The organism is Xanthocytophaga agilis, assembly GCF_030068605.1.
Taxonomy (GTDB): Bacteria; Bacteroidota; Bacteroidia; order Cytophagales; family 172606-1; genus Xanthocytophaga; species Xanthocytophaga agilis.
Map to the genome: position 1 here is coordinate 22476 of NZ_JASJOU010000010.1, position 25078 is coordinate 47553.

Annotated in this window: 25 protein-coding genes; 8 read left to right on the top strand and 17 right to left on the bottom strand. The window is 36.9% G+C overall.

Features of this window, described 5'->3' with window-relative positions; genetic code table 11:
* Positions 1-33 precede the first annotated feature (33 nt).
* Both QNI22_RS24815 and QNI22_RS24820 read right to left on the bottom strand, forming a co-directional pair.
* A complete protein-coding gene (locus QNI22_RS24815; protein ID WP_314514708.1) occupies positions 34-1587 on the bottom strand; it encodes an MBOAT family O-acyltransferase in 1554 nt (517 codons plus the stop codon).
* Positions 1588-1704: 117 nt separating this feature from the next.
* The gene (locus QNI22_RS24820) at positions 1705-2997 is read right to left on the bottom strand and encodes a GDSL-type esterase/lipase family protein (RefSeq protein WP_314514709.1); all 1293 of its coding nucleotides are present in this window, start codon (positions 2995-2997) and stop codon (positions 1705-1707) included.
* Positions 2998-3457: 460 nt separating this feature from the next.
* Between QNI22_RS24820 and QNI22_RS24825 the strand changes: the two genes are divergently transcribed.
* Complete coding sequence (locus QNI22_RS24825) at positions 3458-3997, top strand: hypothetical protein (RefSeq protein ID WP_314514710.1); 540 nt, start codon at positions 3458-3460, stop codon at positions 3995-3997.
* Positions 3998-4417: 420 nt separating this feature from the next.
* On the opposite strand, the gene QNI22_RS24830 is transcribed toward QNI22_RS24825, so the two are convergent.
* From QNI22_RS24830 to QNI22_RS24855, 6 genes are all read right to left on the bottom strand, one after another.
* A complete protein-coding gene (locus QNI22_RS24830; protein WP_314514711.1) occupies positions 4418-5743 on the bottom strand; it encodes a DUF58 domain-containing protein in 1326 nt (441 codons plus the stop codon).
* A gap of 86 nt (positions 5744-5829) precedes the next feature.
* A complete protein-coding gene (locus QNI22_RS24835) occupies positions 5830-6801 on the bottom strand; it encodes an AAA family ATPase (RefSeq protein WP_314514713.1) in 972 nt (323 codons plus the stop codon).
* Positions 6802-6854: 53 nt separating this feature from the next.
* Positions 6855-8186, bottom strand: coding sequence for a DUF4350 domain-containing protein (locus QNI22_RS24840; RefSeq protein WP_314514717.1), 1332 nt, complete (start codon positions 8184-8186; stop codon positions 6855-6857).
* Positions 8187-8243: 57 nt separating this feature from the next.
* On the bottom strand, positions 8244-9023 hold the full coding sequence (locus QNI22_RS24845; protein WP_314514720.1) for a DUF4129 domain-containing protein: 780 nt from the start codon (positions 9021-9023) through the stop codon (positions 8244-8246).
* 191 nt (positions 9024-9214) lie between these two features.
* The gene (locus tag QNI22_RS24850; RefSeq protein ID WP_314514723.1) at positions 9215-10225 is read right to left on the bottom strand and encodes a hypothetical protein; all 1011 of its coding nucleotides are present in this window, start codon (positions 10223-10225) and stop codon (positions 9215-9217) included.
* Positions 10226-10252: 27 nt separating this feature from the next.
* Positions 10253-11254, bottom strand: a complete 1002-nt coding sequence (locus QNI22_RS24855) for a stage II sporulation protein M (RefSeq protein ID WP_314514725.1) — start codon at positions 11252-11254, stop codon at positions 10253-10255.
* 288 nt (positions 11255-11542) lie between these two features.
* On the opposite strand from QNI22_RS24855, the gene QNI22_RS24860 reads away from it, so the two are divergent.
* The 3 genes from QNI22_RS24860 to QNI22_RS24870 all read left to right on the top strand — a co-directional run bounded on the left by QNI22_RS24860 (position 11543) and on the right by QNI22_RS24870 (position 13593).
* Positions 11543-12295, top strand: coding sequence for an RDD family protein (locus tag QNI22_RS24860; protein WP_314514727.1), 753 nt, complete (start codon positions 11543-11545; stop codon positions 12293-12295).
* A gap of 55 nt (positions 12296-12350) precedes the next feature.
* On the top strand, positions 12351-12590 hold the full coding sequence (locus QNI22_RS24865) for a cytochrome b5 domain-containing protein (protein ID WP_314514730.1): 240 nt from the start codon (positions 12351-12353) through the stop codon (positions 12588-12590).
* Between the two features lie 157 nt (positions 12591-12747).
* The gene (locus tag QNI22_RS24870) at positions 12748-13593 is read left to right on the top strand and encodes an N-acetylglucosamine kinase (RefSeq protein WP_314514732.1); all 846 of its coding nucleotides are present in this window, start codon (positions 12748-12750) and stop codon (positions 13591-13593) included.
* A gap of 33 nt (positions 13594-13626) precedes the next feature.
* Here QNI22_RS24870 and lpxB read toward each other — a convergent pair whose 3' ends face one another.
* Together lpxB and QNI22_RS24880 are read right to left on the bottom strand one after the other, a co-directional pair.
* Positions 13627-14778 carry a lipid-A-disaccharide synthase gene (lpxB, locus tag QNI22_RS24875; RefSeq protein WP_314514734.1) on the bottom strand — a complete coding sequence of 384 codons (1152 nt, stop codon included), beginning with the start codon at positions 14776-14778 and terminating at the stop codon, positions 13627-13629.
* 62 nt (positions 14779-14840) lie between these two features.
* Positions 14841-15260 carry a 6-pyruvoyl trahydropterin synthase family protein gene (locus tag QNI22_RS24880; protein WP_314514735.1) on the bottom strand — a complete coding sequence of 140 codons (420 nt, stop codon included), beginning with the start codon at positions 15258-15260 and terminating at the stop codon, positions 14841-14843.
* A gap of 373 nt (positions 15261-15633) precedes the next feature.
* Here QNI22_RS24880 and rfaD point away from each other — a divergent pair, with 373 nt between their 5' ends.
* From rfaD to QNI22_RS24900, 4 genes are all read left to right on the top strand, one after another.
* Positions 15634-16599: an ADP-glyceromanno-heptose 6-epimerase gene (rfaD, locus tag QNI22_RS24885; protein WP_314514736.1), complete on the top strand. Its 966-nt coding sequence runs from the start codon at positions 15634-15636 to the stop codon at positions 16597-16599.
* Positions 16600-17017: 418 nt separating this feature from the next.
* Positions 17018-17389 carry a hypothetical protein gene (locus QNI22_RS24890; protein ID WP_314514737.1) on the top strand — a complete coding sequence of 124 codons (372 nt, stop codon included), beginning with the start codon at positions 17018-17020 and terminating at the stop codon, positions 17387-17389.
* A 107-nt stretch (positions 17390-17496) separates the two neighbouring features.
* Positions 17497-17826, top strand: coding sequence for a hypothetical protein (locus QNI22_RS24895; protein ID WP_314514742.1), 330 nt, complete (start codon positions 17497-17499; stop codon positions 17824-17826).
* A 564-nt stretch (positions 17827-18390) separates the two neighbouring features.
* On the top strand, positions 18391-18906 hold the full coding sequence (locus QNI22_RS24900) for a tetratricopeptide repeat protein (RefSeq protein ID WP_314514745.1): 516 nt from the start codon (positions 18391-18393) through the stop codon (positions 18904-18906).
* Between the two features lie 30 nt (positions 18907-18936).
* On the opposite strand, the gene QNI22_RS24905 is transcribed toward QNI22_RS24900, so the two are convergent.
* The 7 genes from QNI22_RS24905 to QNI22_RS24935 all read right to left on the bottom strand — a co-directional run bounded on the left by QNI22_RS24905 (position 18937) and on the right by QNI22_RS24935 (position 25064).
* Positions 18937-20007, bottom strand: coding sequence for a DUF3089 domain-containing protein (locus tag QNI22_RS24905; RefSeq protein ID WP_314514747.1), 1071 nt, complete (start codon positions 20005-20007; stop codon positions 18937-18939).
* Positions 20008-20049: 42 nt separating this feature from the next.
* Positions 20050-20832, bottom strand: coding sequence for a phosphatidylinositol-specific phospholipase C/glycerophosphodiester phosphodiesterase family protein (locus QNI22_RS24910; protein WP_314514749.1), 783 nt, complete (start codon positions 20830-20832; stop codon positions 20050-20052).
* Between the two features lie 93 nt (positions 20833-20925).
* On the bottom strand, positions 20926-22512 hold the full coding sequence (locus QNI22_RS24915) for a polyamine aminopropyltransferase (RefSeq protein WP_314514750.1): 1587 nt from the start codon (positions 22510-22512) through the stop codon (positions 20926-20928).
* Positions 22513-22542: 30 nt separating this feature from the next.
* The gene (locus QNI22_RS24920; protein ID WP_314514752.1) at positions 22543-22788 is read right to left on the bottom strand and encodes a DUF350 domain-containing protein; all 246 of its coding nucleotides are present in this window, start codon (positions 22786-22788) and stop codon (positions 22543-22545) included.
* 11 nt (positions 22789-22799) lie between these two features.
* Positions 22800-23462, bottom strand: a complete 663-nt coding sequence (locus tag QNI22_RS24925) for a hypothetical protein (protein ID WP_314514755.1) — start codon at positions 23460-23462, stop codon at positions 22800-22802.
* Positions 23463-23490: 28 nt separating this feature from the next.
* A complete protein-coding gene (locus tag QNI22_RS24930; RefSeq protein ID WP_313976693.1) occupies positions 23491-23691 on the bottom strand; it encodes a hypothetical protein in 201 nt (66 codons plus the stop codon).
* Positions 23692-23723: 32 nt separating this feature from the next.
* Positions 23724-25064: a TFIIB-type zinc ribbon-containing protein gene (locus QNI22_RS24935; protein WP_314514757.1), complete on the bottom strand. Its 1341-nt coding sequence runs from the start codon at positions 25062-25064 to the stop codon at positions 23724-23726.
* Between the last annotated feature and the right edge of the window lie 14 nt (positions 25065-25078).

Genomic DNA, 25078 nt, shown 5'->3' on the forward strand with positions numbered 1-25078 from the left:
TTTTCTTTTATACATACAGAGTGTTAAGTCAACTTAGAACTGGAAATAAATAAATGGTTGAGTATCTGTTTTAACCTGATAAAGTGCCATTATAATACAAACAATGATAGCAGCTTTCACAAAATCAGGCACTGCCCCAAACCAGCCTTCAAATGTCTCTTTTGTCTGACGTTGTAACCAGTGAATCAGATATGCGGTAATCATAATTAGGAAAATCAGTCTATAGGCAATAATCTGTTGGATGATCAACTGAGGCTCAAAATGGTAAGCAATCCGATTTAACATCCTCCATACCATCAATACATCTTTTGACCAATCCACTCCCCATGCCCCCTGGTCTGGGTCACGTGCTCTGAAAAACATCCAGCAGAAAGCTACAAAATGAAACGTAATGAATTGGGCAATGAAACGACCTAAGCCTGTAGAGGTTTTATTTTTTGATCCTGTAATATCCATCCAAAGTTTGTGAAAGGCTAATGCAAGGCCATGTAAACCACCCCATATAATAAATTTCAGGTTGGCTCCATGCCATAAACCTCCCAACAACATAGTAATAAACAGATTGAGATACTGTCGGATTTTACCTTTTCGGTTTCCACCTAGGGAAATATATAAATAGTCTCGTAACCAGGTAGAAAGAGATATGTGCCAGCGCCGCCAGAAATCTGTAATATTCACAGCGGAATAAGGGGATAAAAAGTTGATTGTTAAGCGGAAGCCTAATAATAGAGCTACTCCGATAGCCATATCTGTATAACCAGAGAAGTCACAGTAGATTTGAATAGTATATCCGTATACAGCCATTAGATTTTCAAATCCTGTATATGTCTCCGGACTATCAAAAACCCGGTCAACAAAATTAGCTGCCAGATAATCCGATACCAGAATCTTTTTAACCAATCCACCTACGATCAGATAGATAGCATGGTTAAATTCCTCTGCACTAACTTTATATGGTTTATCAATCTGAGGGACAAAATCTACTGCACGAACAATAGGCCCTGCAACAAGCTGTGGGAAGAAACTAACAAAGAAGGCAAAATCCCAGAAACTCTTTACCGGTGTCAAATGTCCCCGATAAATATCAACTGAATAACTGATACTCTGAAATGTATAAAATGAGATTCCGGCTGGGGCTATAATTTTAAAAATGTCCAGCTTACCCCCTGTCCAGGCATTAGACCATACAGCCAGATAGTCAATTGGTTGTAAATGCCATCCGAATGTTTCGTTCAAAATACTGGCAAAAAAATAGGCATACTTAAAATAAGAAAGCAAACCCAGGTTTAAGCATAAACTCAGCACAATGAAGACTTTCTTCTTCCATTTAGTCTGTGTCCGATAAATCTGCCAACCCATTGTATAATCAATTATGGCAGTCAGAATCAGTAATACAAAGAAATAACCTACTGATTTATAGTAAAAGAAGACACTGAAAACCAATAAAAACACATTGCGTAAAGTATGGTTTGGATAAATAAACTGATAAATTAATAGAACCGCACCAAAAAACACCCAGAATAAAGGTGTCGTAAAGATCATAGGATGTTGCGGATCAAAACTAAAGATGTCTTTAAGTGTAAGCAATTTTTATTCAGAATTAGAGTTTAACGAGTGTATTTACTTGAAACCGAGTTGTATATAAATGCAAATAAGCAGATAAATATCTGCTTACTCAACATCTGTATTCATTTCTATGACTTATTATTTTCCTCCACCTGCAGCTAACGGCCGACCTTCTTTATTATGCTTATAGGTTTCATAATCGTTTAACAATGCATCATACAGAAGTTCTGCCTGAAGCATGTATCCATGCTGAGTCAGATGCACCTTATCATAGGCAGCCAGTTTGTTTACATACCAACGTTTAATTGACTGTAAGCCGCCCATTACTTCATAAAAATCCCATACAGCTACACCTGTTTCTTCAGCCAACTCATTCATTATTTTTACTGCTTTGGCATTGTCAGGATTAACATATTTCTTTCCTCGTAGATTATCACCAGGAGTTGTTAATAGAATAGACGTATGAGGACTGGCACGACGAATGCGCTGAATCAACTCGCCGTAATTACGCTTAAACAATTTAGTATCCAGATTGCGAAACGCATCATTAGTACCAAGCGAAATAATTACCAGATCAGGTTTTAATACAGCAATATTTTTTTCGAGAGAAGGCATACGAAGTACAGAAGTCACTTCTGCTCCATTCACACCTGCGGAATGGTATTGTATACCAGGCTGATCATTTTCAAGTGCAATACCTTGTAATGTAAAATGATTTTGCTCTTCACTGCTTTTTTCAAATCCAAGTGTAATACTGGTAGTGGGCTGAGGTAATTCCAGTATCGCATATCCGTCCTCCAGCTTTATATTTAGCGGAGTATCCTGGTTTAGAATCTTTAACAGGAAGTTTGTAGAATCACGCGTATCAAAAAATATCCGAACCTTTGTAAAAGAGTAAGGCAATACAGCCTTTGTTGTAGGATCTATAGTTAAGGTTGCAACAGGACTATAGGTAGTAGCTGTAATTCCTGCGAGTCCCCAATTACAGCTTTTATCTCTTGAAATATTACGACATCCTTCCCATATACCTGTATAGGCAATTTTCAGATTGTCTGGAGCATTGGTACGAACGGCATTATAAGGAAATACCAAACCACGTCCTCCATTGCCAAATAGAGTATCTGCCTGAAGCATTTCACGTAAATGTCCTGAAAAGAAATCTGCCTGTATATGAGAATCGCCTATATGAATAACATTAACCTTCTGTTTGGTATGATGACTAAGAGAATCTAATGAAGCATAGAAGTACTTCATAGATTCACCATGATACGTTATAATCTGATTTTTATCCTGCTTGATGAAAGGATAGGCGCTGGCAGCCTTGGCTGCTTTGGAAGAGTATGGCTGTATCGAGCTTACAGGCAGTTTACCAGAGAAAGAGGACAACAAAAGAGACAAAGCCAGTAGTCCCCAAACAATCTTTTGTGTCATAATGAGTTGACATTTTATATGCTACTTCCTTACCAGATTCAGAAAAAGCACTTTAACAAAACTTTCTTTATACAAAGATTGCAGAAAGTTTTTCAATTTATAAACCCTAAAGTAATAAATTATCGTGATCAAAACGTAAGAACAGATTTGTTTCTGCTGCCAAATTGTATTTTTATAACCCTTTCGCCTCTCTTTTCGAAACTTATCTCAGTACTTTCTTTTATTTACAGCACCAAAGCAAAATTTGTCTTCACAATCTAAATTTTCCTTTTTACTCAGGATTTTTGCCATTTCACTCTCTATCAAACTTTTAGATAGATCTTAATAAAACTGATCAGTTTCAAAACTTTCTTACACATATTCTATAAACTGCAAAAGTGCGAAAACCATGTTTCTGTTTTTTGCGTAGTTTGTAAGATACACTCCTCAACATATTATCTATCTAACCTTTAGTTCTTTTATGAAAAAAGTTGTACTTGCCATTACCCTCTTTATTTCCTTCTTAGGCTATAGCTGCAAAGATCAACTGGATCGATTGCTCACTTTCCGGATTAACAATGAGTCAACCTGTACAATACCAGGAGCCAATCTGGTAAATCCTGTTTTCAATAACATTGTCCCTACACCATCCATTACCTCTAACTCAAGTCAGACATTTGAAAACGAAGGTACTAATGCAAATCTGGTTAAAAATATTGTCCTCGAAAAACTTAAACTAACCATTACTTCACCCAGCGATGCCGATTTTCGTTTTATTGAATCTATCAAAATATACATTAAAGCAGATGGTCTGCCCAAAGTCCTGATTGCCTCCAAGATAAGTATACCTACAAATATTGGAAAAGAACTAGAGCTCGACCCTACTCAGGAAAAACTGGATGAATACATAAAAAAATCAAATTATACACTTGAAAATGAAGTGGTAACTCGTTCTGCGCCTTGGCCAGAAATGGAACTGAAAATAAATACAACGTTCAAAGTCACTGCAGATCCTTTATAGTTCCTATGGTATATCAGGCTAATACGTCTTCCTGATTCATATTAATATAAATAAAGGGTAGAGATTTCTTTTGGAAAAATGTCCTGTCTGTGCATTCTTCACTGCAAAATATTTTTCAGTGAGAAAAGTCAGGTCTCCTGACCAATAAAGAGTTTGCATAGCATTCACAGCAAATTTGCTTTTGATTAGAACTCCGATCATTTTCTCTGCTGCGCATAGTTCACTGCACAAACAAAATTTGACCGGAATTCACCGCAAAATCACTGCTTGCATAGAGCTATACGCATGATGTCTCTCTTGCTGTGAATGATACGCAGATTAAAACTGTCTGATAAGAATAGGGATTACATAAATATCTCCTCCAACAAAAAAGGATCTGTTATGCCAGATCCTTTTTTGTTGAGAAGAAAAGCTCATATTTTATATCAAGCCTCTTGCTTTGAGTTCCAGGTATTTATTGATAGTATTTACGGTTAGCTTTTGTGGTGGAGTAAGCACAGCATGAATACCATGTTGTTGTAGAACCTTCACAATCTGTCTTTTTTCAAAGGCAAACTTTTGTGCTATTGTTTGCTTGTATACTTCTTCTGTATTAAATACAGGCTTTTCTAATATTTCTGCTAACTCAGTATTCTCAAAAAACACAACTACCAGCAAATGATTTTTTGCTATCTGTACCAGAAAGGGCAGTTGCCTCTCCATACTGGATAAAGTCTCAAAGTTAGTATACAATATTACCAGGCTTCGTTGGGTAATTACTCGCCGGATGCGGGTATATAACAACTCATAGTCTGATTCCTTAAAGTTGGTACGTTGATTATACAAAACCTCAAGGATACTTTTCATCTGCAGATTACTACGACTTGCAGGTAATACGGTTCCTATAGTATGATTAAAAGTAATAATACCGGCTTTGTCTTCTTTCAGAACTGCGATATTAGAAAGTACTAAGCTTGCATTGATTGCATAATCTACCAGACTCATTCCTTCAAATGGCATCTTCATAACTCGCCCCTTGTCAATCACTGAATATACGTTTTGTGACTTCTCGTCCTGGTAGTGATTCACCATGAGGTTATTACGTCGTGCAGTAGCTTTCCAGTTAATGGTCCGGATATCATCACCCTGAACATATTCTTTTATCTGTTCAAATTCGCGGTTCTGCCCTATCCTCCTGATCTTCTTAATTCCCATTTCGGTCAGACGATCTGAGATAGCCAGAAGCTCATATTTTCTCATTTGCAGATAAGATGGATATACAGGTACAGATTCGCCCTGATCAAAGATATATCGTCTTCGAACCAATCCGATTATTCCAGAAACAAAAATATTAAGTGCACCAAACTGATATTCTCCTCTTTTTACTGGTCGTAATGTATATCGCACTTGTTTGTTCTCTCTAGCTTGCAGTGTTAACCGCAGATCCATATCCCGCAACTGAAACTGGAATGGTACTTCATCCACCATCCGGATTGTAACAGGAAATCCATATCCATTTTGCAAAGAAATATCTATTGGATTATCATCTCCATTGGATAGCTTTTCGGGTACACTTCGTTTTGCTCTTATTCCATTTTTCTGACGGTATAATAGCAGAATATCTGCAATCAACAAAAAACCTACAACCAATAGGCTTACCTGAGCTATTGTGAAAAAAAATGGATAGGCAAAGCCCAGACAACACAGTCCGATAATTGCAATGACTACAATAAAAAAACGATTGTTGATATATAGAGATCGTATCATAAGCTATTACTATCTGTAGTATTTCAGAAGAATCGTTCTGTCAAAACACACAGATACGTTAAAATGCCAGAAACACTTGTCAACTGTTATCTGGGTACTTCAATACCATCCAGAATCTGTTTTATAATATCATCAGCTATTACACCTTCCATTTCTCTTTCAGGAGTCAGCATCACCCGATGGCGAAGTACAGGAATCGTGACACGTTTAATATCTTCAGGCGTTACAAAATCACGTCCCCTAATAGCTGCAATTGCTTTAGCCGTATTCAATATAGCTAACGAAGCCCGTGGAGATGCACCCAATGATAATGAAAGGCTATTCCGGGTGTTATTTGTAATCTGAGCAATATACCGGATGAGGCTGGCATCCACACGAAGCTCTTTCACTTGCTGACGATATTGGGCAATCTGTTCAACTGTAAGCACAGGATTTACCTCTTCTATTGCAGTATGAGATGTTCGAGAATGTGCCTGTGTTAGAATTTGTATTTCTTCATCCAAGTTAGGGTATTTTACATCTATCTTAAACAAAAAACGGTCTAACTGAGCTTCTGGTAACCGATAGGTTCCCTCCTGATCTATTGGGTTTTGAGTTGCTAATACAAGGAAAGGAGCATCCATCAAATACGTTGTACCATCAACCGTTATCTGACGTTCTTCCATTACCTCAAATAAAGCAGCCTGTGTTTTTGCAGGAGAGCGGTTTATCTCATCGATCAAAACAATATTTGAGAAGATAGGCCCTTGTTTAAACTGAAACTCTGAACTTTTCTGATTAAATACCTGAGTTCCCAACACATCTGAAGGCATCAAGTCGGGAGTAAACTGAATGCGAGAAAATCCAACAGATACCGTCTTGGCAATCAGCTTGGCCGTCAAAGTTTTGGCTACACCGGGAACTCCTTCTATAAGTGCATGACCATCTGCCAGGATAGCAGCTAGCAGTAATTCTATCATTTCTTCCTGCCCTACAATTACTTTTCCAATTTCAGTTTTCACCTGGTCAACAGCATCCCTTAACTGGCTCAGGTCTGTGCGTGCTTCAAATTCGTTCATTAATAAATTCTGTTTATGAATGATTGCTAGATTATTTAGACACCGTTAGTATATTATTTGATAAAATTCTGGATTCTCCGATTCAGATCAAGGAGTTGTTCTTCTGTGATAATACCCTGTTTCTGGATATACTGAATATATCTGAATAGTAATATAATTTCTTCTTTATCGTATCCGCTTTTCCGGGCAAGAGAAATATAAAATTCATCATCTATCTGATGTGTACTCAGGTAAAAACGTGTACGTATATATTCCAGAAAATAGGTAATCTTCTTATCAGCAATATTTTTATGATCCTGATGTTGAAAATATAATCTTCCAATTGTCTCTGTAAATTCCAGCGTAGTATTTGCCAATGGCTTTATGATCGGAACAATACGCTGCCGGCGTTTTGCTTCAAAGAAAACAAATAATACCAGAGACAACAAAGTCAGATAGAATGCCCATTTTAGTGAAGGCTCAGATAACAAGAAGCGAAATACGGATTGGCTTTCGCCTTGCTCTTCATTTTTTCGGATGGGTGTCATTTTTGAATCATCCCAGCGATCTTCTTCAGTTGGGGTGTCATATGATCCTTCCTCCGCTTCTCCATCCTCTGTTCTTGATACATACGTAGAGGCATACGTGTCTTCTGTATAGAAGTCTTCCCAAAATACTTCCTGCTCGGGTAAGTATGAGAATGCTTTGGCTATATACGCTACATTCTCAGGATGAATCATATTGTAGTTGGAAAATGCCTGTGGCATTGTATGGATAAAGAAATAGCCTTTGCCCCAGGGAATTGCAACAAAATTAGTTGCAGTCTTTGGTTTACCTGTATTTTTATTGCGAATGTCAATATCACTAATTTCTACTGTTCCTAATTGTATTGGAGGTATTGAAGTTGCAGAGTCTTCCCTGAGAATACCATATAGGTAATTGATATGCGTATAATCAAATGAGTGTGAACTATGCATTTTAGGATCTGTAAAATTTATCTTTACATTCGATGCTGCCCACACATATTTGGATTCAATATCCAGTGTATCTTCTAACTCTCTGGAGAGGCTTGACGCCGCAATAAACGCATTGCTTCCCTTATATACCAGATCAAGCAACAAATGCAAATCACTTCGGCGCAAAAAGAAGTTCTTGTTTACAAACAAATAATTACCCTGTTTAAGCTGCTTCCTGCGTTTATAGAGTGAAGTTTGAGGAATATTGACTTTTTGTTTAGGAAAAAGTGATGGAAGCATATCAACCAATACCTTTGCTCCATAGGGTCTTTTATCCTGTGCGTAGTAATTCTCAGTCCAGTCAATTGGTCGTGGGGAGCTCACCTGAAGCATAATCAACAGAGTGATTGCTATTCCAAAAAACAAAAGAGGTGCGCTATATTTTTTCATTAGTAATAATCATAAGAAGATTCTGTAAAGCTTTGGTCAGAGAGTAGCGTTATTTATTTACATTATCCTCATTTTTTGCTCAAAACCAGAAAATCGTTGTTCAGCTTCTTTAAATGAAACCGCATCCAGCTGGAAATCACCATACCATATATATTCAAATAAATAAGTCAGCTGTTTAAAATCTCCAAGTAACTCGTTTTTCTTGAGTTCCTTTACATACTCATAGTTAGTTTTATAGGGTTGCCAGTCGATCCAGTCTCTATCACTTAGCTGTTTCAGGGATTTAAGATAGAACAATCGTATTGCACGTTTGTGTTGTTGTTTCGCTACTGCATCTGCAATCATCTCATCGAAACTGATTGAGTGGATATCATTTTCGACATCTTCGAGTGAGAGTTCATCCGTCTTGGCAGAACGTTTAAACCAGCTTTTTGGATCTGCCCCAATAAATTTTATCAAAGCAAAAATTAAAAGGCCCGCAGAGATAATAATCACAATGATTTTGATAGTACGATCACCACCTGGCACTTTATCATACCCACGAAATAAACCATTCAGTAATTCGATTAGCCATGCCTTAAATCTTTCCCACCATGATAACCGATCAGAAGGTTGTTTGATATCATATTGATAATCACTATTATTTACAAAATCACTTAATTTATCAGGATCAAACTTGCGAAGTTTTGTATCCTGTAGTTGAGGTTCTGCCACAACCGGGCGCCACTGTTGACGCTCATGAACAGAGATCGGATTATCTTCTTCTGTAGCAGGTATGGCAACCGAATCTACAATTGCGTCTTTTACAATTGTAGTATCTTGTGCCTTCAGATGCATAGTAAATAGACATACACTCCATACGAATAGCACCCGACACAGAATAGAAGAAACCTGCTCAGAGAATCTGCCTTGAAATTTTGAATTATTATTTTTTTGCACAGAGAGTATTGATTCCAGATAAAACAAGCACAAAAAGAGAATAAAGTTTTTTATCTATTTGGTTCTAAAGAATGATGTCCTCTTTACCATTAATATTTTTCCTCTTCATCATAAAAATCGATAGAAGATTTCAGACTATTTTCTCCAGATCCAATGCTCTGAATCTTAGCCAATAAGCCACCCCCTCCTTTACGTTCTTCCAGATTAAAATAATGCACCGCAGCCATGACATTATGAATGATAAAAGTTGCCATATATCCTAACGTCATAAATACAATCATACTCACTATTACTACAGTCATTGATGAGAAATCAGGAGTTTGCCCCGGATTAGAGCTAATCTGAGAAACTATAGAAATCATCATTATAAGGTAGAAAGGGAAAAAACAGATGAAGAATACAGTACTCATAATAATTGTATTGACAAAACCCAGTCCCAAAGTCATCCACCAGTTATCCTGAACCAGAGAAAATGTACGTGAGATATTCTTAAAGAAATTTGTCTGCCCAAAATAAATTTGCGGAGTTAATACGCCGCCCAAATAAGGCATCAAAAAGATAAACAACCCAAAGCCTATAAAGAAAACAAGTAGAACGGCTCCAGCAGAGATAGTACTTTCCCCAATTGCGCCTACAGAAACAAAAAAGAGTATATTCACACCAAAAACAAATACAGATACTAATAATAGTTGTCCAGCTAATCTGAAGAAATCTTTTCTGACCTGACTCCATACATCTCCCAACTGGATGTTTGGAGTCACCTCAGGGCTCTCTATATATAGTTTTATATAGGCATTTATAACAGCTGTTATCATTACAAACCCCACAAAGAAGGAAAGAAGATTTACCAGATATGTAATTCCAAAATCTGTCCATGCAAACGGCAAAACACCTCCTCCTGTATTAACAGATGTAGACCAACTTTGCATGCGAATCATTAGTAAGGCTGTTACACCTACTCCTACCAACAGGAAAGGGCCACCTATAGATAACAGATACCTAAAAATGCGAAAGAAGTGCCCACGCATAAATGCAAATCCGGCATTAAATACCTGTCCAAAGTCACGGATTTGCTGAAATTGTATTTTCTGGGTGTTCATGAGTTTTTTTGTAGAAGCTATTCAACTCTATTCTTCAATATTCATTGCTAGTTGCTTCTTATGCAATTGCATAGGATAAATAACGAAATAATAGGCTATAAAGAAGGCAGATGTAAGAATAATAGCCAGTTTCAAAACAATAGGCATTTCCGTATGTCGGGTAACAAAGCCTTCCAGGAATCCAGCAACGATAAATATAGGAACTATTCCTACGGCAATCTTCATCCCAGTCATTGCACCCCGTTTAAAAGACTCCATTCGGGTATATGTGCCAGGAAAGAAGACAGCATTCCCCATTACTATACCTGCACATCCAGCAATAATGATAGCAGAGATTTCCAATGTACCATGTATCCATATTGTAAGTGCAGATTCCAGTAATAATCCCTTTTGATAGAAGAAATACTGAAAGGCCCCCAACATTATTCCATTATTGACCAATGAAATTCCTGTTCCAAAAGAAAGCAAAAGAAATACTGGCATTATTCCCTGAAATCCACCCCATACAAATGTTATAAATGAAACCATTATATTATTTTTAGTAATTGCTAAAAACATCAGGGTTTCTCCTTCCTGTTTATATATCCCCATAGGGTCTCCTTTCTCTATGTTATCCAATGTCATCTCAACATATCCATCACCAAGTATCAATCGCACAAATCTATCATCATGAGCAGCTGAAACAGCTCCAATAATTACAGATATAAAGAATATAAGAAACGAATATAATAACTGTTTGCGGGAAGCATACATTAATAAAGGCAATTCTTCTTTCCAAAAGCGAATCAATCGGCCCTTATCTTCTTTCTTATTCCGATAAATAGATTGATGGACTTTCGCTGTAAGATTATTCAGATATAAAGTTGTCTGGCTATTTGGATAATGTGTACGGGCGTAGGACAAATCATCTGTTAACTGAACAAAAAGCTCTGCCAGCTGATCAGGATTACTAGCCTGATGGCTAATTAACATTTCCTCGAATTGTTGCCAGCGTGGAGTATTTTGTTTTACAAAGGAGGCCTCTCTCATATTAATTGTATGTCAGTCCGGAAAGATACTATTTTAATGGCCAAAGTATTTCGCTGGTAACCATTAACCTATACAAAACCGTGTAAGAAATGTATCTTTTTGGATAAAGGCAAATATACAGGTTACCAAATAATGGTTTATTTTCTCTCATAAGCAAATGTCTATTCATCTCTGACGTAGGATTTTTTCAAGTATTAGGCTATTTTTGTTTGACAATCCACTTTATCGCACATATTAGTCCTATTCAATAGCACATATTAACACCACATCTTGCTTATCCAGTACAGTATGAACACTATACAAATTCAAACTACTCAGAATGTATTTATTGAATACCAGCCGGCGGGTGTAGGAGACCGTTTACTTGCAGGCATTATTGATGCTCTAATCAGAACAGCTTATTCTATTATTTTACTTGTGCTTTTTGGAATGGCTACTAATCTTATGGATCGCAGTTCTCCCGTAGCTAACTTCGATTTTGTCAGCATACTCTGGTTGATTCTCAATTTACCTAACTTATTTTACACACTGATACTTGAGATAGTTATGGATGGGCAAACCATTGGTAAACGAGCTCTTAATATAAAAGTGGTGCGATTAGATGGAACTCAACCTACAATAGGAAACTATATAATACGCTGGCTACTAAGAATTATAGATGTATATTTTCCCTGCGGTATTGGATTAGTTGCAATCATAACCATAAGCACTAGTTCTCAGGGACAGCGTCTGGGTGATATGGCTGCCGGTACGACTGTAATTACTATGAAGCGACGGGTTACGTTAGCCCAGACTCGTCTACCTGAAGTTGATTCAAATTATCAGCCTTTATATCCTCAGGTAGTTCGTTTGAGTGATCGGGATATTGAAATCATCAGAGAGACCCTACAAACATATCATCGCAATGGCAACGATCCTTACTTACTATCCTCACTGGCTGCTAAATTGCAAACGTTGCTTGATGTACAAACCACTCAATCGAATCTTGAGTTTCTACAAACTATTTTAAAGGACTATACTTATATCACATCCCAACAATAAACTCTCCGGATTATGAAATCAGAACCTTATGTCGTTTTCATAATTCTTCCTATTCATGCAGGATCTTAAAGAATATACTCGCTCACAGCTAGCACTTAGAAATGGTCAGGATAAACCTGAGATATGGGTTGCCTATCGAGGCTTTATTTATGATGTCACCATTTCGAAACTATGGCGAAATGGCAAGCATTATGAACATTGGGCAGGTCAGGACCTGACTCCAGAAATGGAAGATGCGCCACACACCGAAAATGTTTTTGATAAATTTGAGGTTATTGGTATATTAGTAGGCTGATAATAAAAAAATTTATCATGACAGGTCGATAAAAGAAATTTTTTTCTTTTATCGACGAACGATAGCACTTAATTAAAAAAAAGCTATTATTTTAGCGGAGGAATTGCTTTTTTTTAATACATTATTGTACTTCTGCTCCCTTATTTATTTCATACCAATGATCTTAATTGCTGAAAGCGGCTCTTCTAAAACGGATTGGAGGTTGCTAACCGAAGAAGGCTCTGTGAAAATGGCGAAAACAGCCGGTTTTAATCCTTATCATCAGGATGCAGACCAAATTTATGCTGAGATAGCATCTCAACTACTTCCCCAACTAGGTACAACTGCCGTTGACGAAATTCATTTTTATGGGGCAGGATGTTCAACTGAGACAAATTGTAACATTGTCAAAGAAGGAGTAAGCCGTTTATTCTCGCATGCTCAGGTTCATGTTGGCCATGATCTGCTAGCAGCAGCAAGAGCTCTCAGTGGTCATAAAGCAGGTATCATTTGTATTATTGGGACAGGCGTAAATATAGGTCTTTATGATGGATCTGATATTATTGCAGGACGTCCATCTTTAGGCTTCTGGTTAGGAGATGAAGGTAGTGGTGGGTATCTAGGAAGAACTCTTATTCAACACTTCTTCCATGAAGAAATGCCAGCAGACTTACATCAGGCATTTGAGGATACATACCATCTGAATATTGAAACTGTATTGGAATACGCCTATAAACGTAATTTCCCAAGCAGTTACTTTGCGTCTTTCTCCCGTTTCTTATCTGACCATATTACACATCCTTACTCTCAGCAACTTATCTATAACGGTTTTGACGCGTTTATCAAACGCTATGTAAATAAGTTTGCCAATTATCAGGAGTATCCGATTCACTTCACAGGTTCAATAGCCTTCCATTATCAGGATATCCTTCTTAAAGTTGCTCAGGATAAAAATATTCATATCGAAAATATTATTGACAATCCTATTACAGGTCTGATTCAGTTCCATCAAACAGTATCATAAATTTTCTTTACACAAAGCCAGTCGATACTTATCTTACTGGCTTTGTGTAGATGACGTAAGATACTTCATCATCAATCTGGCGGTTCGTTGTGAAGCTCCAGGTTCTCCCATCAATTTATCTACCTTATTATATCCTTCTAATTGGCGTTGTCGAGCTTTTTCTCCAGGTAAAAGTTTAGCCAATTCGTTGAAAGCCTTTTGGGTGGTTAATTCATTTTGAATCAATTCAACAACAACCGGTTCATTCGCAATCAGGTTTACGAGAGAGATATATTTTATCTTAATAAGTAAACGAGCAATCTGATAGGTAAATGCACTTGTACGATAACAAACTACCTGTGGAACATGAAATAACGCAGTTTCCAATGTTGCAGTCCCGCTAGTTACCCAAGCAGCAGTCGCAACAGACAATAAATCATAGGACTGATTATAAATTACGTTAACATTTAGCTCTTTCTCTAATGTGGCTATCTTTTCTTCATACAAGGCTTTAGGAAGATTAGATACCCCTGCAATAATAAATTGATATTGCCCCTTCTTTTCTTTATCTAGCAATTGGGCAGCATCAAGCATCACGGATAGCATCTTTTCAACTTCCTGATACCGGCTTCCAGGTAAAAGAGCAATAACAGATTTTTCGGAGAGGTTATTCTTTACCAAAAAATCAGATTCAGGTTTAAAGGCGGCAATTTCATCAAGCAAAGGATTCCCTACATAGTCAACATCGTATTCATACTTCTTAAAGAATTCTTTCTCAAAGGGTAGAATAACAAATAAGCGATCTACAGTTGCTTTGATTTTATAGGCTCTGCTCTGATTCCATGCCCATACTTTAGGTGAGATATAATAAAATACCTGGATAGTATGCTGTTTACAAAACTTTGCTATCCGCATATTAAAGCCGGCGTAATCGACAAGAATTACTACATCAGGCTTCCATAAAAGAATATCTTCCTGGCATTTTTTAATAAACTTCCTGATGGTGGTTAGATTCTTTATTACCTCCAAGAATCCCATAAACGCCATATTTCGGTAATGAGTTACCAAATATGCACCAGCCTCCTCCATTTGTTCGCCTCCCCAGCCCCGAAACTCAGCCTGTTTGTCTTCTTGTGCAACTGCTTTAATGAGATTGGCAGCATGCAGATCACCTGAACGTTCTCCTGCAATGACATAATATTTCATAATGACACAAGTAATGTATGAAAAAATAGAATAAGCTTATAAAACACACTATCTACCATACATTACTCTCCATAATATTCTACAAAGTTTTTTGGAGTCTCGATAAGTAACAATTTATGAAGCTTGGCGTTAGGAGCAGCCGTTTCAATAGCAGGTGCGAGTATTTTCCATATCTCTTCAATAAATATCTCACAACTGGTCATTTTTCCTTTCATAAAATCCACATCTAGGTTCAGGTTTTTATGATCTACTTTATCAATGATTAAATCTTTCATTAATCCACCTAACTTCTTCATATCCATCACAAATCCAGTATCTGGATCAGGACGCCCTTTTACTGTAACGATTAACTCAAAGTTATGTCCATGGAAATACTCATTAGCACATGGTCCAAATACTTCGTCATTTTTCTCTTTTGTCCAATTGGGATTGTACAATTTGTGTGCTGCATTAAAATGCTCTTTTCGTGTTATGTAAATCATCACACTCCTTATTTAGTCTCTATTAATCAAGCTATTACTTATATTATCTAAAGATCGCAAACTATTCAGAACAGAATTATTGCTTACTACAGATCCATTTCATTTAAAATAATTTACAAAAGTATGGTTAATATACTTCAAAACAAAAAACGGCCTCATTACTACAAAAAATACTATTTTTTATAAATATTATATTGCAGTTCTTCTCATTTTTTTATTGTAGATTTGCGATTACCTTTGGTAAAACTACTTATGTTTTATTTCTCAACTGATAGTTTATAAAGTTAGAACAGCTTCAAGCTTTATTCTTTTTAGTATAAGCCATTCACTTTTTAAGCAATCTTTTTTCCTAACTTTCAAAAAATTATTATTCATGATTATCGTAACGGGAGCCGCTGGGTTTATCGGGAGTTGCCTGATTAGCCGCCTGAATGCCGATAATTTCAACTACATTATAGCTGTTGATGATTTTTCAAACGAAGAAAAGAACCGCAATCTTGTAGGTAAGAAAATAAAAGAACGAGTACATCGTGACAATTTTTTTGAATGGTTAGACCAAAATTATGAAGAAGTAGAATTTCTTTTTCATATTGGAGCCCGCACAGATACTACCGAATTTGATTGGTCTATATTTGAACGTCTAAATATCAACTATTCCAAGACTATCTGGCAGAGGTGCTATGAATACCAGATTCCTTTAGTTTATGCATCTTCAGCTGCAACATATGGCTTAGGAGAACATGGATATGAAGACAGTGAAGCAATCATCCCTTTATTAAAGCCACTGAATCCCTACGGAGATTCTAAAAACGATTTTGATAAATGGGTACTGGAACAGGATAAAAAACCTTTCTTCTGGGCAGGTCTCAAATTTTTTAATGTATATGGCCCGAATGAATACCATAAAGGCCGTATGGCATCAGTCATTTTCCACGCATTCCATCAGATCCGCAATTCTGGTAAAATGAAACTATTCAGATCTCATAACCCTGATTTCAAAGATGGAGAACAAATGCGTGATTTCATCTATGTAAAAGATCTGATTGAAGTTTGTAGTTATTTAATGCATTGCCGACGAGACTCAGGCATTTACAATCTGGGAAGCGGTAAAGCCCGTACTTTTCTTGATCTTGCCAACAATACCTTTAAGGCACTAAATACTCCTTCAACTATTGACTTTGTGGATACTCCTGCAGATATCCGAGATAAGTATCAGTACTTTACTCAGGCATCCATGGGAAAACTTAGATCTATAGGTTACGACAAAGCTTTTCATAGTCTGGAAGAAGGCATTCATGATTATGTTACTAATTACTTACTAACAGGTACCTACTACTAAGAATCAGAATACCTGATTTCTATTCTTCTTTCTTGCACTAACAATTCTTCTACCGCATTTGTATAATGTGCGTTCAAAACATATCATTCAAATAAGTGATATAGGATTACATTTTTATATGGAAGAGCTACTAACTAAGTGAGTAGCTCTTTTTTTATATTTCATTTCCACTAGATTGTAGAAAGACATTCACCTGACTAATCCATAGTATATATTTCCTAATCAGAAAATTGTGCTTATGTAGAATATTTTACGCATTCACAGCTTATACCAAATGTCATAAACACGCTGTATATCAACAAGTTACAAACGAAAACCAACTTTTAAATCCAAAGGCACATTAGTTTACTAATCTATTGACGACAAACCACTTCCATGAAATTTTAGTGTAATTATTCATCTAATAATATGTAAGTATATGAGAAATAACCTCACAATGCCCATCAAACTGGTATTGGATTGGTTATTGCAAAAGCCAATTCAATGGAAAGTCCTGCGTAAAGCCTTAATCAATAAAGGCTATGCTATTTATGATCCTTATATTGTATACAAAGGGTGTAGGGTAGGAAGATTTTCTGTTAATCCTGTAACAGAAGCAGTAACTATATACACTCACTCCAAACATCGTGGCTACTGCCATTCATATGTAGTCCGGGATCTGGAAATAGCATTACACAAGATTCGCAGAAGTTATAAGAATTTTATTTATGCGTCTGAACAACCTGGAGCTGCGGTACGTGAAATTAAGATACCAGTGAAGAGCAACCCCAGATTATTACAAACTCAATAACGGTATTAGTCAACCGTCTCCTGCTCATTACCTTTTAATAGCTGTCACTATTTTGTACGAAAACAGCAAACCGAACAAATTATTAATATTTATAGATAGAACTGTATATGAAGAATCACAGTTTTGCTTCCGAGACAGAAGAGCAGAAAGATATTCACTCATCGCAGCCCGGGTCTGGATCTGTTATCGAACAATATCCATATTCAAACGTTGCCAAATTACTGGATAGTCAGATTGCCCATAATCTTTTAAAGTATGGGATTGAGACCTTTTCCTTTGCCGCAATCAATCTTGTATTTCCTAAACGAACCTCATGGTTTTTACGTGTCGCACTACCTCTTTCAGTCAACTATCTGTTGGGAAGGTGGATCGAGAAAAACTATAATGAATGGGTAGCCTCACTAGCCAATCAACAACCTGTTGAAAAAGTAGCTTGAGATATGATAAGATAATTATACAATTAACCTACTTGATCCTATCTCATAAAGATACTTATTCAGGCTTTTCAATCCCTTTATGACACTTTATCCTATGAATATGGATTAGAGATCCAGTCTACTATACGAAAGTTAGTTGGATCTCTAATCTATGTCTATAAGATGAATTATATAGCTTTAGTCCTTATACATTCTGATCAAACAGACTACTTCAAAAAATAAAGCTTTAAGTACTTGAAATTTAATTTTTTAATACTAACTTAATGTTCTTGCTTTAAAGCATAGTATACCGTCTCAGAGAAATATCTTCTAAGCAATATTTTGTACCTCAAACCTCTGTTACAGAATTATATATAACAGAGCCGACTGGCAGAAGCCCAAAACCATACAATACACTTAATCTGTATAGATGTAAGGCTGTAAATGTGCACTGGTAATTATAATTACCGGATAGCCTTTCATTCATTATTCAACTTTATATTTTTAGTCTGGCGCTGATACGAGTAACAAACTACAGATACTTTTTCATCTTATTAGTTATCAACCTCCAAACACAACTTGCCTATGTTGTACCCTAACAAATCTCATTCTGGCGAAATGCTTGACAGTCTGTTTACAATATTAAAATCGACAAAAAATGAAAATGAAGCTGAGGCTGTTGAAGATATGATCTGGGATATCTGGATGGAAGGAGGTTCTGATGAGATCAATACAATGATGAAACGAGGTTGCCGTTTTCTCCGAAATGAGAACTTTGACTCTGCAATACGTATTTTTGCCAGAATGATCCAAAGAAATCCTGAATATCCAGAAGCTTGGAATAAACGAGCAACGGCTTACTACTTACGTGGAGATTTTAAGAAGGCTATAGATGATATTAAACAAACGCTGAAATTAGAACCACGCCATTTTGGGGGACTTTCAGGTATGGCGTCTATCTATCTTGTGATTGGAGATCACTGGGCAGCCTTAAAATCCCTAGAGACTTTGTACACGATTCGCCCTAACCAGCCTGGTCTGATTGAACAGATCGACGATCTGCATTTGCAACTTGCCAAATACAAAAAACGCAAACAGTAAAGAGGGCTACCCTCAGAATGAAATTATATCTCATTCTGAGGGTAGCTTTCCTGAGTAATTTCGTAAGAAGGCTTCGACACGTAGTACAGCATTTTCGCGTACATTCATCCAGAACAAATTATAATCAGCTACATGCCAGTTCTTGGTATGTAGCAAACCTGCCCCTAGAATATGAGGTTTGCCTATCCATAACATGCCTTCATGTCTTTGTGCATCTACCACACCTACACTAGTCATTTTATATCCTAATCCAACCCCACCTTTATTTAGCTTCCTCTCTGCATATACAGATGTTGTATCCCATGTCAAAGGATTTACCACAAGCGATTTATACTGTTCATTTTCATATTCTAATGGATAATAATCTTTTGCATAGGTACACCATGTAGCAAATCCCCCTGTTTGTTCGGCAGAAATAGCAGGTCGTATCTGACTGAAATAGTTAGCAGGTATTGGCATCCCAATCAGATAGGCTATTACTAACTGTTTCTGCAGAGGTTTACCATCAAAGTACTCTTTTAACAGTCGTTTGGCATGCTGAGTCCCCTGACTATGCGCTGCAATTATAATAGGGCGTCCCTGATTGTAGTGAGTAAGGTAATATTCAAATGCAGATTTCACATCATTATATGCCAGATCAAAGGCTTTTGCAGCATCTTTTTTCTGAGATGTATAATAACAGAAGAAGTGTGCCTGCCGATAACGTGGAGCATATATTTTGCCAGCAGCATTAAACACTGATGCCTGATTAAGAATAGTAGATTCTTCTACTTTCTTATTTAGCTCTGCATCTGTTACATCACCATTCCAGATATATTTTGTTGTTGGCTCATAGGTATATATAGTAGGATGAACGAAAAATACATCCGCTTTGGCTTCCGCCTGCAGATCTTTCAGCCCTTTACTACGTTTGGGAACTTCATCTGCTTTATCTTTTATAGAAGGTAGAGCTGCCCAATACTCAACCCGAGAGTAATCAGGTGCTGGAGGAGTTAGATCTGCGGAAAAAGCAGGCCACTGTTCAGTATTGCCTTGGCCTGCACTACCCATAATAACACCCATACAAAAACTCACACAAAGGAAAATAGTTGATCGTTTCATAGATTATTAGCTATTTTCCTACAAAACACAAAAATCAATCTTTCAATTGTGAGCAGGTTGATATTTTTCCAGAAATTTTCTTAAATCAGCCAGTTTATCTGTATTAACCATATCTACTCCTACATCCATCAATACCTTCCAGGCATTGGCATCATCCGGACTTGCCCATAGTCTTAACTTCTTACCTTCAGCATGAACCTTTTGAGATAGTGAGATCAGTTTCTGACGTTCTGTTTCTGGTATCTCTCCTTTTCCATTCCATTTACAAATATTTGTAAAACTATCACTTATTACAGGCATCTGGCTCACAGGAATATTCAATCCCAGATCCGCAGGTCTTCCATCCAAGCCTACTTTCGCAGATTTATCAGTACGAATTTTTTCTATGGGACGATTACCAGAGATGAAAATAACAAAATGTGAATTGTTCTGAAGTTCCGGATATTTCGTTAGTTGCTCATTCAAGAGTTCATAAGTTTCGTTAGCCGAAGTTTTAAAATCAATCATTAAGTAAAAAATCCCAGTATAAACAGCATACACCTTTCCATTATTCTTCTTTACAATCTTCTGCAATGGGTTCAGATATAATTCCTTCAATGTTCGTTTGGTATCCAACTCTTTTGGAGGGTTATGCGAAACATATAGTTCACCATTTACAAGATATACATCTGCCTCTACACTTGTAAATCCTTGCTCCAGTGCATCGAAAAGTGGGCGTGTATGTTCATAATCATTATGGGCATGTGCATTGGCTAATGGCTTTATCTGTGCGAATAGCACCTGAGATAGTAAGCAGAAAAGAAGATAAAGAGCCTGTTTTTTCATAAAGTTCGGATAATAATATGATCAAAGGCGCGAAGATAGATTCACCATAACAAACTCTGTGAAGTAACTACGTTATCATTCTGTTATGCTTTCTTATTCCCAGTTACGCAAACTTTTTTCGTAAGACTGAACAAGGATCTGTGTATCCAGTGTATTGACAGGGGTTGGACGTTCTGCCATATCCGGATCAAAAGCAAAAAGACCAGGTACAATTTGTGGTTTCAGAAATCGCATGGGCTGGGTTTTCAGCATTTGCTGGATTGTGTACACAGTATTTTTACTCAATCTTTTATTTTGTTTATTCGAAGCTAATACAAATCCCCATTGCCCAAATGAAGGCACATACACTGTGTATGGTTTTATAGTTGTAAAAACATTTCCTAATGTATGGGAAATACACCAAAAAGCCTCAGTAGCAAAATAAGGCGAGGTTGCTTGTGTAACTACAATTCCATCTATCGCCAACCGCTTTTGAAGTAGCTGATAAAATTCACGGGAGTATAATTTTCCTAAACCCGGATCACTAGGATCTGGCAGATCAATAATGATCACAGAATAAATATCAGTAGATTTTTCTATAAACTTATACGCATCCTCATTAAATATTCTTACTTTTTTGTTAGTTAATGAGTTCTTATTAAGATGTCTAAATATAGGATGTTGTTGCCCCAGATCAGTCATAGCCTTATCCAGATCTACCAGATCAATTTGCTGAATATCTTTATATAGCAATAACTCTCTGACAGCTAATCCATCTCCTCCTCCTAGTACCAATACTTTTTCATGATTATACGATAATGCCATTGGCACATGTACTAAAGGCTCATGATAACGGTATTCATCTGCACTTGAAAACTGCAAGTGTCCATTTAAATACAAACGATAATCCTGATGCCATTTGGTTACCACAATACGTTGATAAGGAGATTGTCTGGTTACTAATATTTCATCCTGGTATACAAACTGTTCGAAAAAACTAACAATACGAAATGAATAAATAAAGCCAGCTAATAATACCAAAATCAAAGCAATGGAGATATTACGCTTCCACACGCCTCTGGTCAGATCATTCCTGAATATCTGACTATTAAATGCCGCTACAGCCAGATTTAGTATGCCTATCAAAAAAGAAGTACGCATTGTTCCCAAATAAGGCAGTAACAGTAAAGGAAAGATAATAGATGCCAACAATGCCCCAATGTAATCAAATGATAACACTTTGGCTACTGTATCTTTAAGGCTTGCATAGCTATGCACTATTCGGGTCACTAATGGTATTTCGAGTCCTATCAATGTGCCTAGCAAACTGATTAAAGTAAAGGCAATCAGATGATAGTTTTCTGTGAGAGAATAAGAGAGGTAAAGAATAAAGGCAGAGAAGCCGCCAAGCACTCCCAGAATAATCTCAATAGTAACAAACTGATCCAGGAGTTTTGAATGAATGTATTTTGATAAAAATGATCCTACTCCCATAAATGACATGAAAAAACCAATTGTCAGAGAGAACTGTAGAATACTACTTCCTAAAAAATAGGTAGAAATGCTGCTTATTAGTAATTCATACAAAATGCCACAGGTGGCAATAATAAAAACAGACACCAGCAAGACCGGCAGCACGGCAGCTGTTAACTTATTTTGATTTTTTGTCTTATCTTCTTCAGCCTGATTTTCTATATTCATTTTTAAAGAGGTTCTGCCACCAATGATTAGCTATCCTGCTATGGCGGCGGCAATAATAATGCAGATACCTAAAATCAAGGCAGCGGCAACCAAAGCTGCAGCTATGTTTTTTTCTTCTGCAATCTGTCGTGCCAAATGTCCTGGAATTAACCAATCTACTACCTTAAACCCTATTACGCACATAATTAGTCCAATGACACTGTAGATGATTGTGCCCATGATACCTTTCTCCCAAAATCCGGGAGCCTGAAGTAAGATTGTAAGCAGTGTATACATGATAAAAGATTTTATATATAAAAAGTTATCGTTAATCGGATGATAAGCCAAATGATAATACAGAGCCCTCCAATTATCATTATGCGTTTTCCATGAAGCTGGGTTGCAGAATCATACATTTTTATTCTTTTACCATTAGGAAGAACCTTATTGGATGCCAGTAAATGCCACCCTATAAAAAAACCTAATAATCCACCCACTATCGAAAGTATATAACCAGCCCATATCCAGGGTACAGGAGAAGGTTCTATTCTTTCCAGTTCTTCTATTTTACTCCTTTTGAGAGCAGTTGTCAGTTCAACAGGTATTGACTTTCCTCTTTCTTTCAGGATTTGCTGAGCTAATTGATAGTCAAATAGATTCCATTCATAAGGCCTGGCTACAATATCCATAAGCTCCTCATTTGTAAACTCAAAAAGGTAATAATCTTTTTCAATTGTATTATAGGTTTCTATAGCTACTTTTTCAAGAAGTTCATTCGCTCTTTCAAAGTCGGAAGACTTTAGTTTAATGACAATGTCTTCACCTAGTTGATTTTGAGCAAATGTTACATCAAAAGATGGAGCTGTTTTCTCAACATGATATCCTATCTCATTATCTTCCAATAAATCCAGAAAACTCTGAGCATGTTCAACAGATGGATACTTCCTATATTCGGTAAAGGTATCTGACATGAATAGTTTTGCTTATACTGCTATTATTCTATTTACCGTATCGAGGTCCACCACCCCTAATACTACGCCCCTGAAAATACCGTATACTTCCATTATTTTTCCGAATCTCTTCCTGAATCTTTGGATCTGTCATTCTTGTCAAACCATAGCCTTTTATAGAAGCCAGGTATGCCACAACCAACATAATAGCCAATCCGCTTACAATAAGTATTCTTGTAAATGTTTGCATAAGTACATAATTGTGTTAAATCTATTTACTATCTACATCACATTCCAATCTCTTATGCCAGCTAACACCATAATTACAAAACCTACTCCACAACAAATAGCGGCAATCATAAAGTATCTACTTAGTATACTACCCTGAAATACAGTAAACTGCACAGTCACATCACCTTTGGCATTAGGTATCACATATACTTTCCCCGAATATGTATCGGTTTGTTCTACCCGATAATAAGCTTCTTTCTCTCTTTCAGACTCCTCCCAGTCTTCCCAGCCACTCTCACCATCTTCCTGCCAATATTCTGTACCTGATTCCTGAAAAAAATTATCATCTAATACATTAGCTATTTCTCCTTTACTGTCTTGTAGTTCTAGTCCTACCCATGCATCACTATTATCAGGAAAAGAAGCAGATAATACCAGTTTAACTATCCCTGGCTGAACCTCAAAAGGCCGGATTAAAGTAAGTAGCTCGGGAGTCTCACTGATCTTATTGGAATCCAACGCTTGTGGAATCACAAATTTCTGTGTAAATATTTGATTTCCAGAGCCCAGCGAATAAAACAATAAAAGCAAAAAGACTATCCCTGCAAAGCCAAATGTCTTTAACCAGAATTTATTATTTGCACGTCGCTGAGTACGTAACTGCAAGAGTTTGTCAACTTCCGGGTTGCCTTCAAACGCGGTCAGCAATTGGTTTCGGCTAATTCTCGTTTCCTCAAAAAATTCGATCTCCTTCGCAGTACCTGTATTATCCAATCTTGTTTCTACAATAAAAGAATTACCTGCCACATATTCCGTAAACTGAACTTTATCTCCCGTATGTATCTGGTAAGTAGATTCACCTTCGAAAAACACGACTTCCGAATTCCCATATTCCTGTACCTGCCGGATACTATTGGAGTAGAAATCTTTAATTTTTAGATTTAAAAGCAGGTTAGGGTATACAGGTACTATTGAGGTTGAAATAGCATATCCTTCTTCATCTTCTATCAGATAAAAAAAAGTTTGATACTCACTCATCAGAACCCACTCATCGTATTTCCAGGTTTCGTCAGAATAGCCACTCCCATCTTCATCTTTCCAATATTCCTTGTACACTGACCGCCAGCATGTACGCCCCAATACCTGGTATTTGATCCCATCAAATCTTGCCTGCATTCCCAAACGAATGAAAGACTTTGGAGGGTATTTGGATGGTTGATTTAGCTTAGCAATGACCTGATGTGCTTCTGAACGAGCATCTACAACGGCTCCACAGTATTGACAACCGATATAACGTGTACGAGTGTTAATCAATGAAATCTCACCACCGCAGTTAGTACACCGGAATTGCTTTATTGTTTGAAAATATGACTGTGGTTTAATTGATGCCATGGATTTTTAACACC

Coding starts and splice junctions, on each gene's coding strand:
- QNI22_RS24820 (WP_314514709.1), bottom strand. CDS start 2,997: ATGACACAAAAGATTGTTTGGGGACTACTGGCTTTGTCTCTTTTGTTG.
- QNI22_RS24825 (WP_314514710.1), top strand. CDS start 3,458: ATGAAAAAAGTTGTACTTGCCATTACCCTCTTTATTTCCTTCTTAGGC.
- QNI22_RS24830 (WP_314514711.1), bottom strand. CDS start 5,743: ATGATACGATCTCTATATATCAACAATCGTTTTTTTATTGTAGTCATT.
- QNI22_RS24835 (WP_314514713.1), bottom strand. CDS start 6,801: ATGAACGAATTTGAAGCACGCACAGACCTGAGCCAGTTAAGGGATGCT.
- QNI22_RS24840 (WP_314514717.1), bottom strand. CDS start 8,186: ATGAAAAAATATAGCGCACCTCTTTTGTTTTTTGGAATAGCAATCACT.
- QNI22_RS24845 (WP_314514720.1), bottom strand. CDS start 9,023: ATGCATCTGAAGGCACAAGATACTACAATTGTAAAAGACGCAATTGTA.
- QNI22_RS24850 (WP_314514723.1), bottom strand. CDS start 10,225: ATGAACACCCAGAAAATACAATTTCAGCAAATCCGTGACTTTGGACAG.
- QNI22_RS24855 (WP_314514725.1), bottom strand. CDS start 11,254: ATGAGAGAGGCCTCCTTTGTAAAACAAAATACTCCACGCTGGCAACAA.
- QNI22_RS24860 (WP_314514727.1), top strand. CDS start 11,543: ATGAACACTATACAAATTCAAACTACTCAGAATGTATTTATTGAATAC.
- QNI22_RS24865 (WP_314514730.1), top strand. CDS start 12,351: ATGCAGGATCTTAAAGAATATACTCGCTCACAGCTAGCACTTAGAAAT.
- QNI22_RS24870 (WP_314514732.1), top strand. CDS start 12,748: ATGATCTTAATTGCTGAAAGCGGCTCTTCTAAAACGGATTGGAGGTTG.
- lpxB (WP_314514734.1), bottom strand. CDS start 14,778: ATGAAATATTATGTCATTGCAGGAGAACGTTCAGGTGATCTGCATGCT.
- QNI22_RS24880 (WP_314514735.1), bottom strand. CDS start 15,260: ATGATTTACATAACACGAAAAGAGCATTTTAATGCAGCACACAAATTG.
- rfaD (WP_314514736.1), top strand. CDS start 15,634: ATGATTATCGTAACGGGAGCCGCTGGGTTTATCGGGAGTTGCCTGATT.
- QNI22_RS24890 (WP_314514737.1), top strand. CDS start 17,018: ATGAGAAATAACCTCACAATGCCCATCAAACTGGTATTGGATTGGTTA.
- QNI22_RS24895 (WP_314514742.1), top strand. CDS start 17,497: ATGAAGAATCACAGTTTTGCTTCCGAGACAGAAGAGCAGAAAGATATT.
- QNI22_RS24900 (WP_314514745.1), top strand. CDS start 18,391: ATGTTGTACCCTAACAAATCTCATTCTGGCGAAATGCTTGACAGTCTG.
- QNI22_RS24905 (WP_314514747.1), bottom strand. CDS start 20,007: ATGAAACGATCAACTATTTTCCTTTGTGTGAGTTTTTGTATGGGTGTT.
- QNI22_RS24910 (WP_314514749.1), bottom strand. CDS start 20,832: ATGAAAAAACAGGCTCTTTATCTTCTTTTCTGCTTACTATCTCAGGTG.
- QNI22_RS24915 (WP_314514750.1), bottom strand. CDS start 22,512: ATGAATATAGAAAATCAGGCTGAAGAAGATAAGACAAAAAATCAAAAT.
- QNI22_RS24920 (WP_314514752.1), bottom strand. CDS start 22,788: ATGTATACACTGCTTACAATCTTACTTCAGGCTCCCGGATTTTGGGAG.
- QNI22_RS24925 (WP_314514755.1), bottom strand. CDS start 23,462: ATGTCAGATACCTTTACCGAATATAGGAAGTATCCATCTGTTGAACAT.
- QNI22_RS24930 (WP_313976693.1), bottom strand. CDS start 23,691: ATGCAAACATTTACAAGAATACTTATTGTAAGCGGATTGGCTATTATG.
- QNI22_RS24935 (WP_314514757.1), bottom strand. CDS start 25,064: ATGGCATCAATTAAACCACAGTCATATTTTCAAACAATAAAGCAATTC.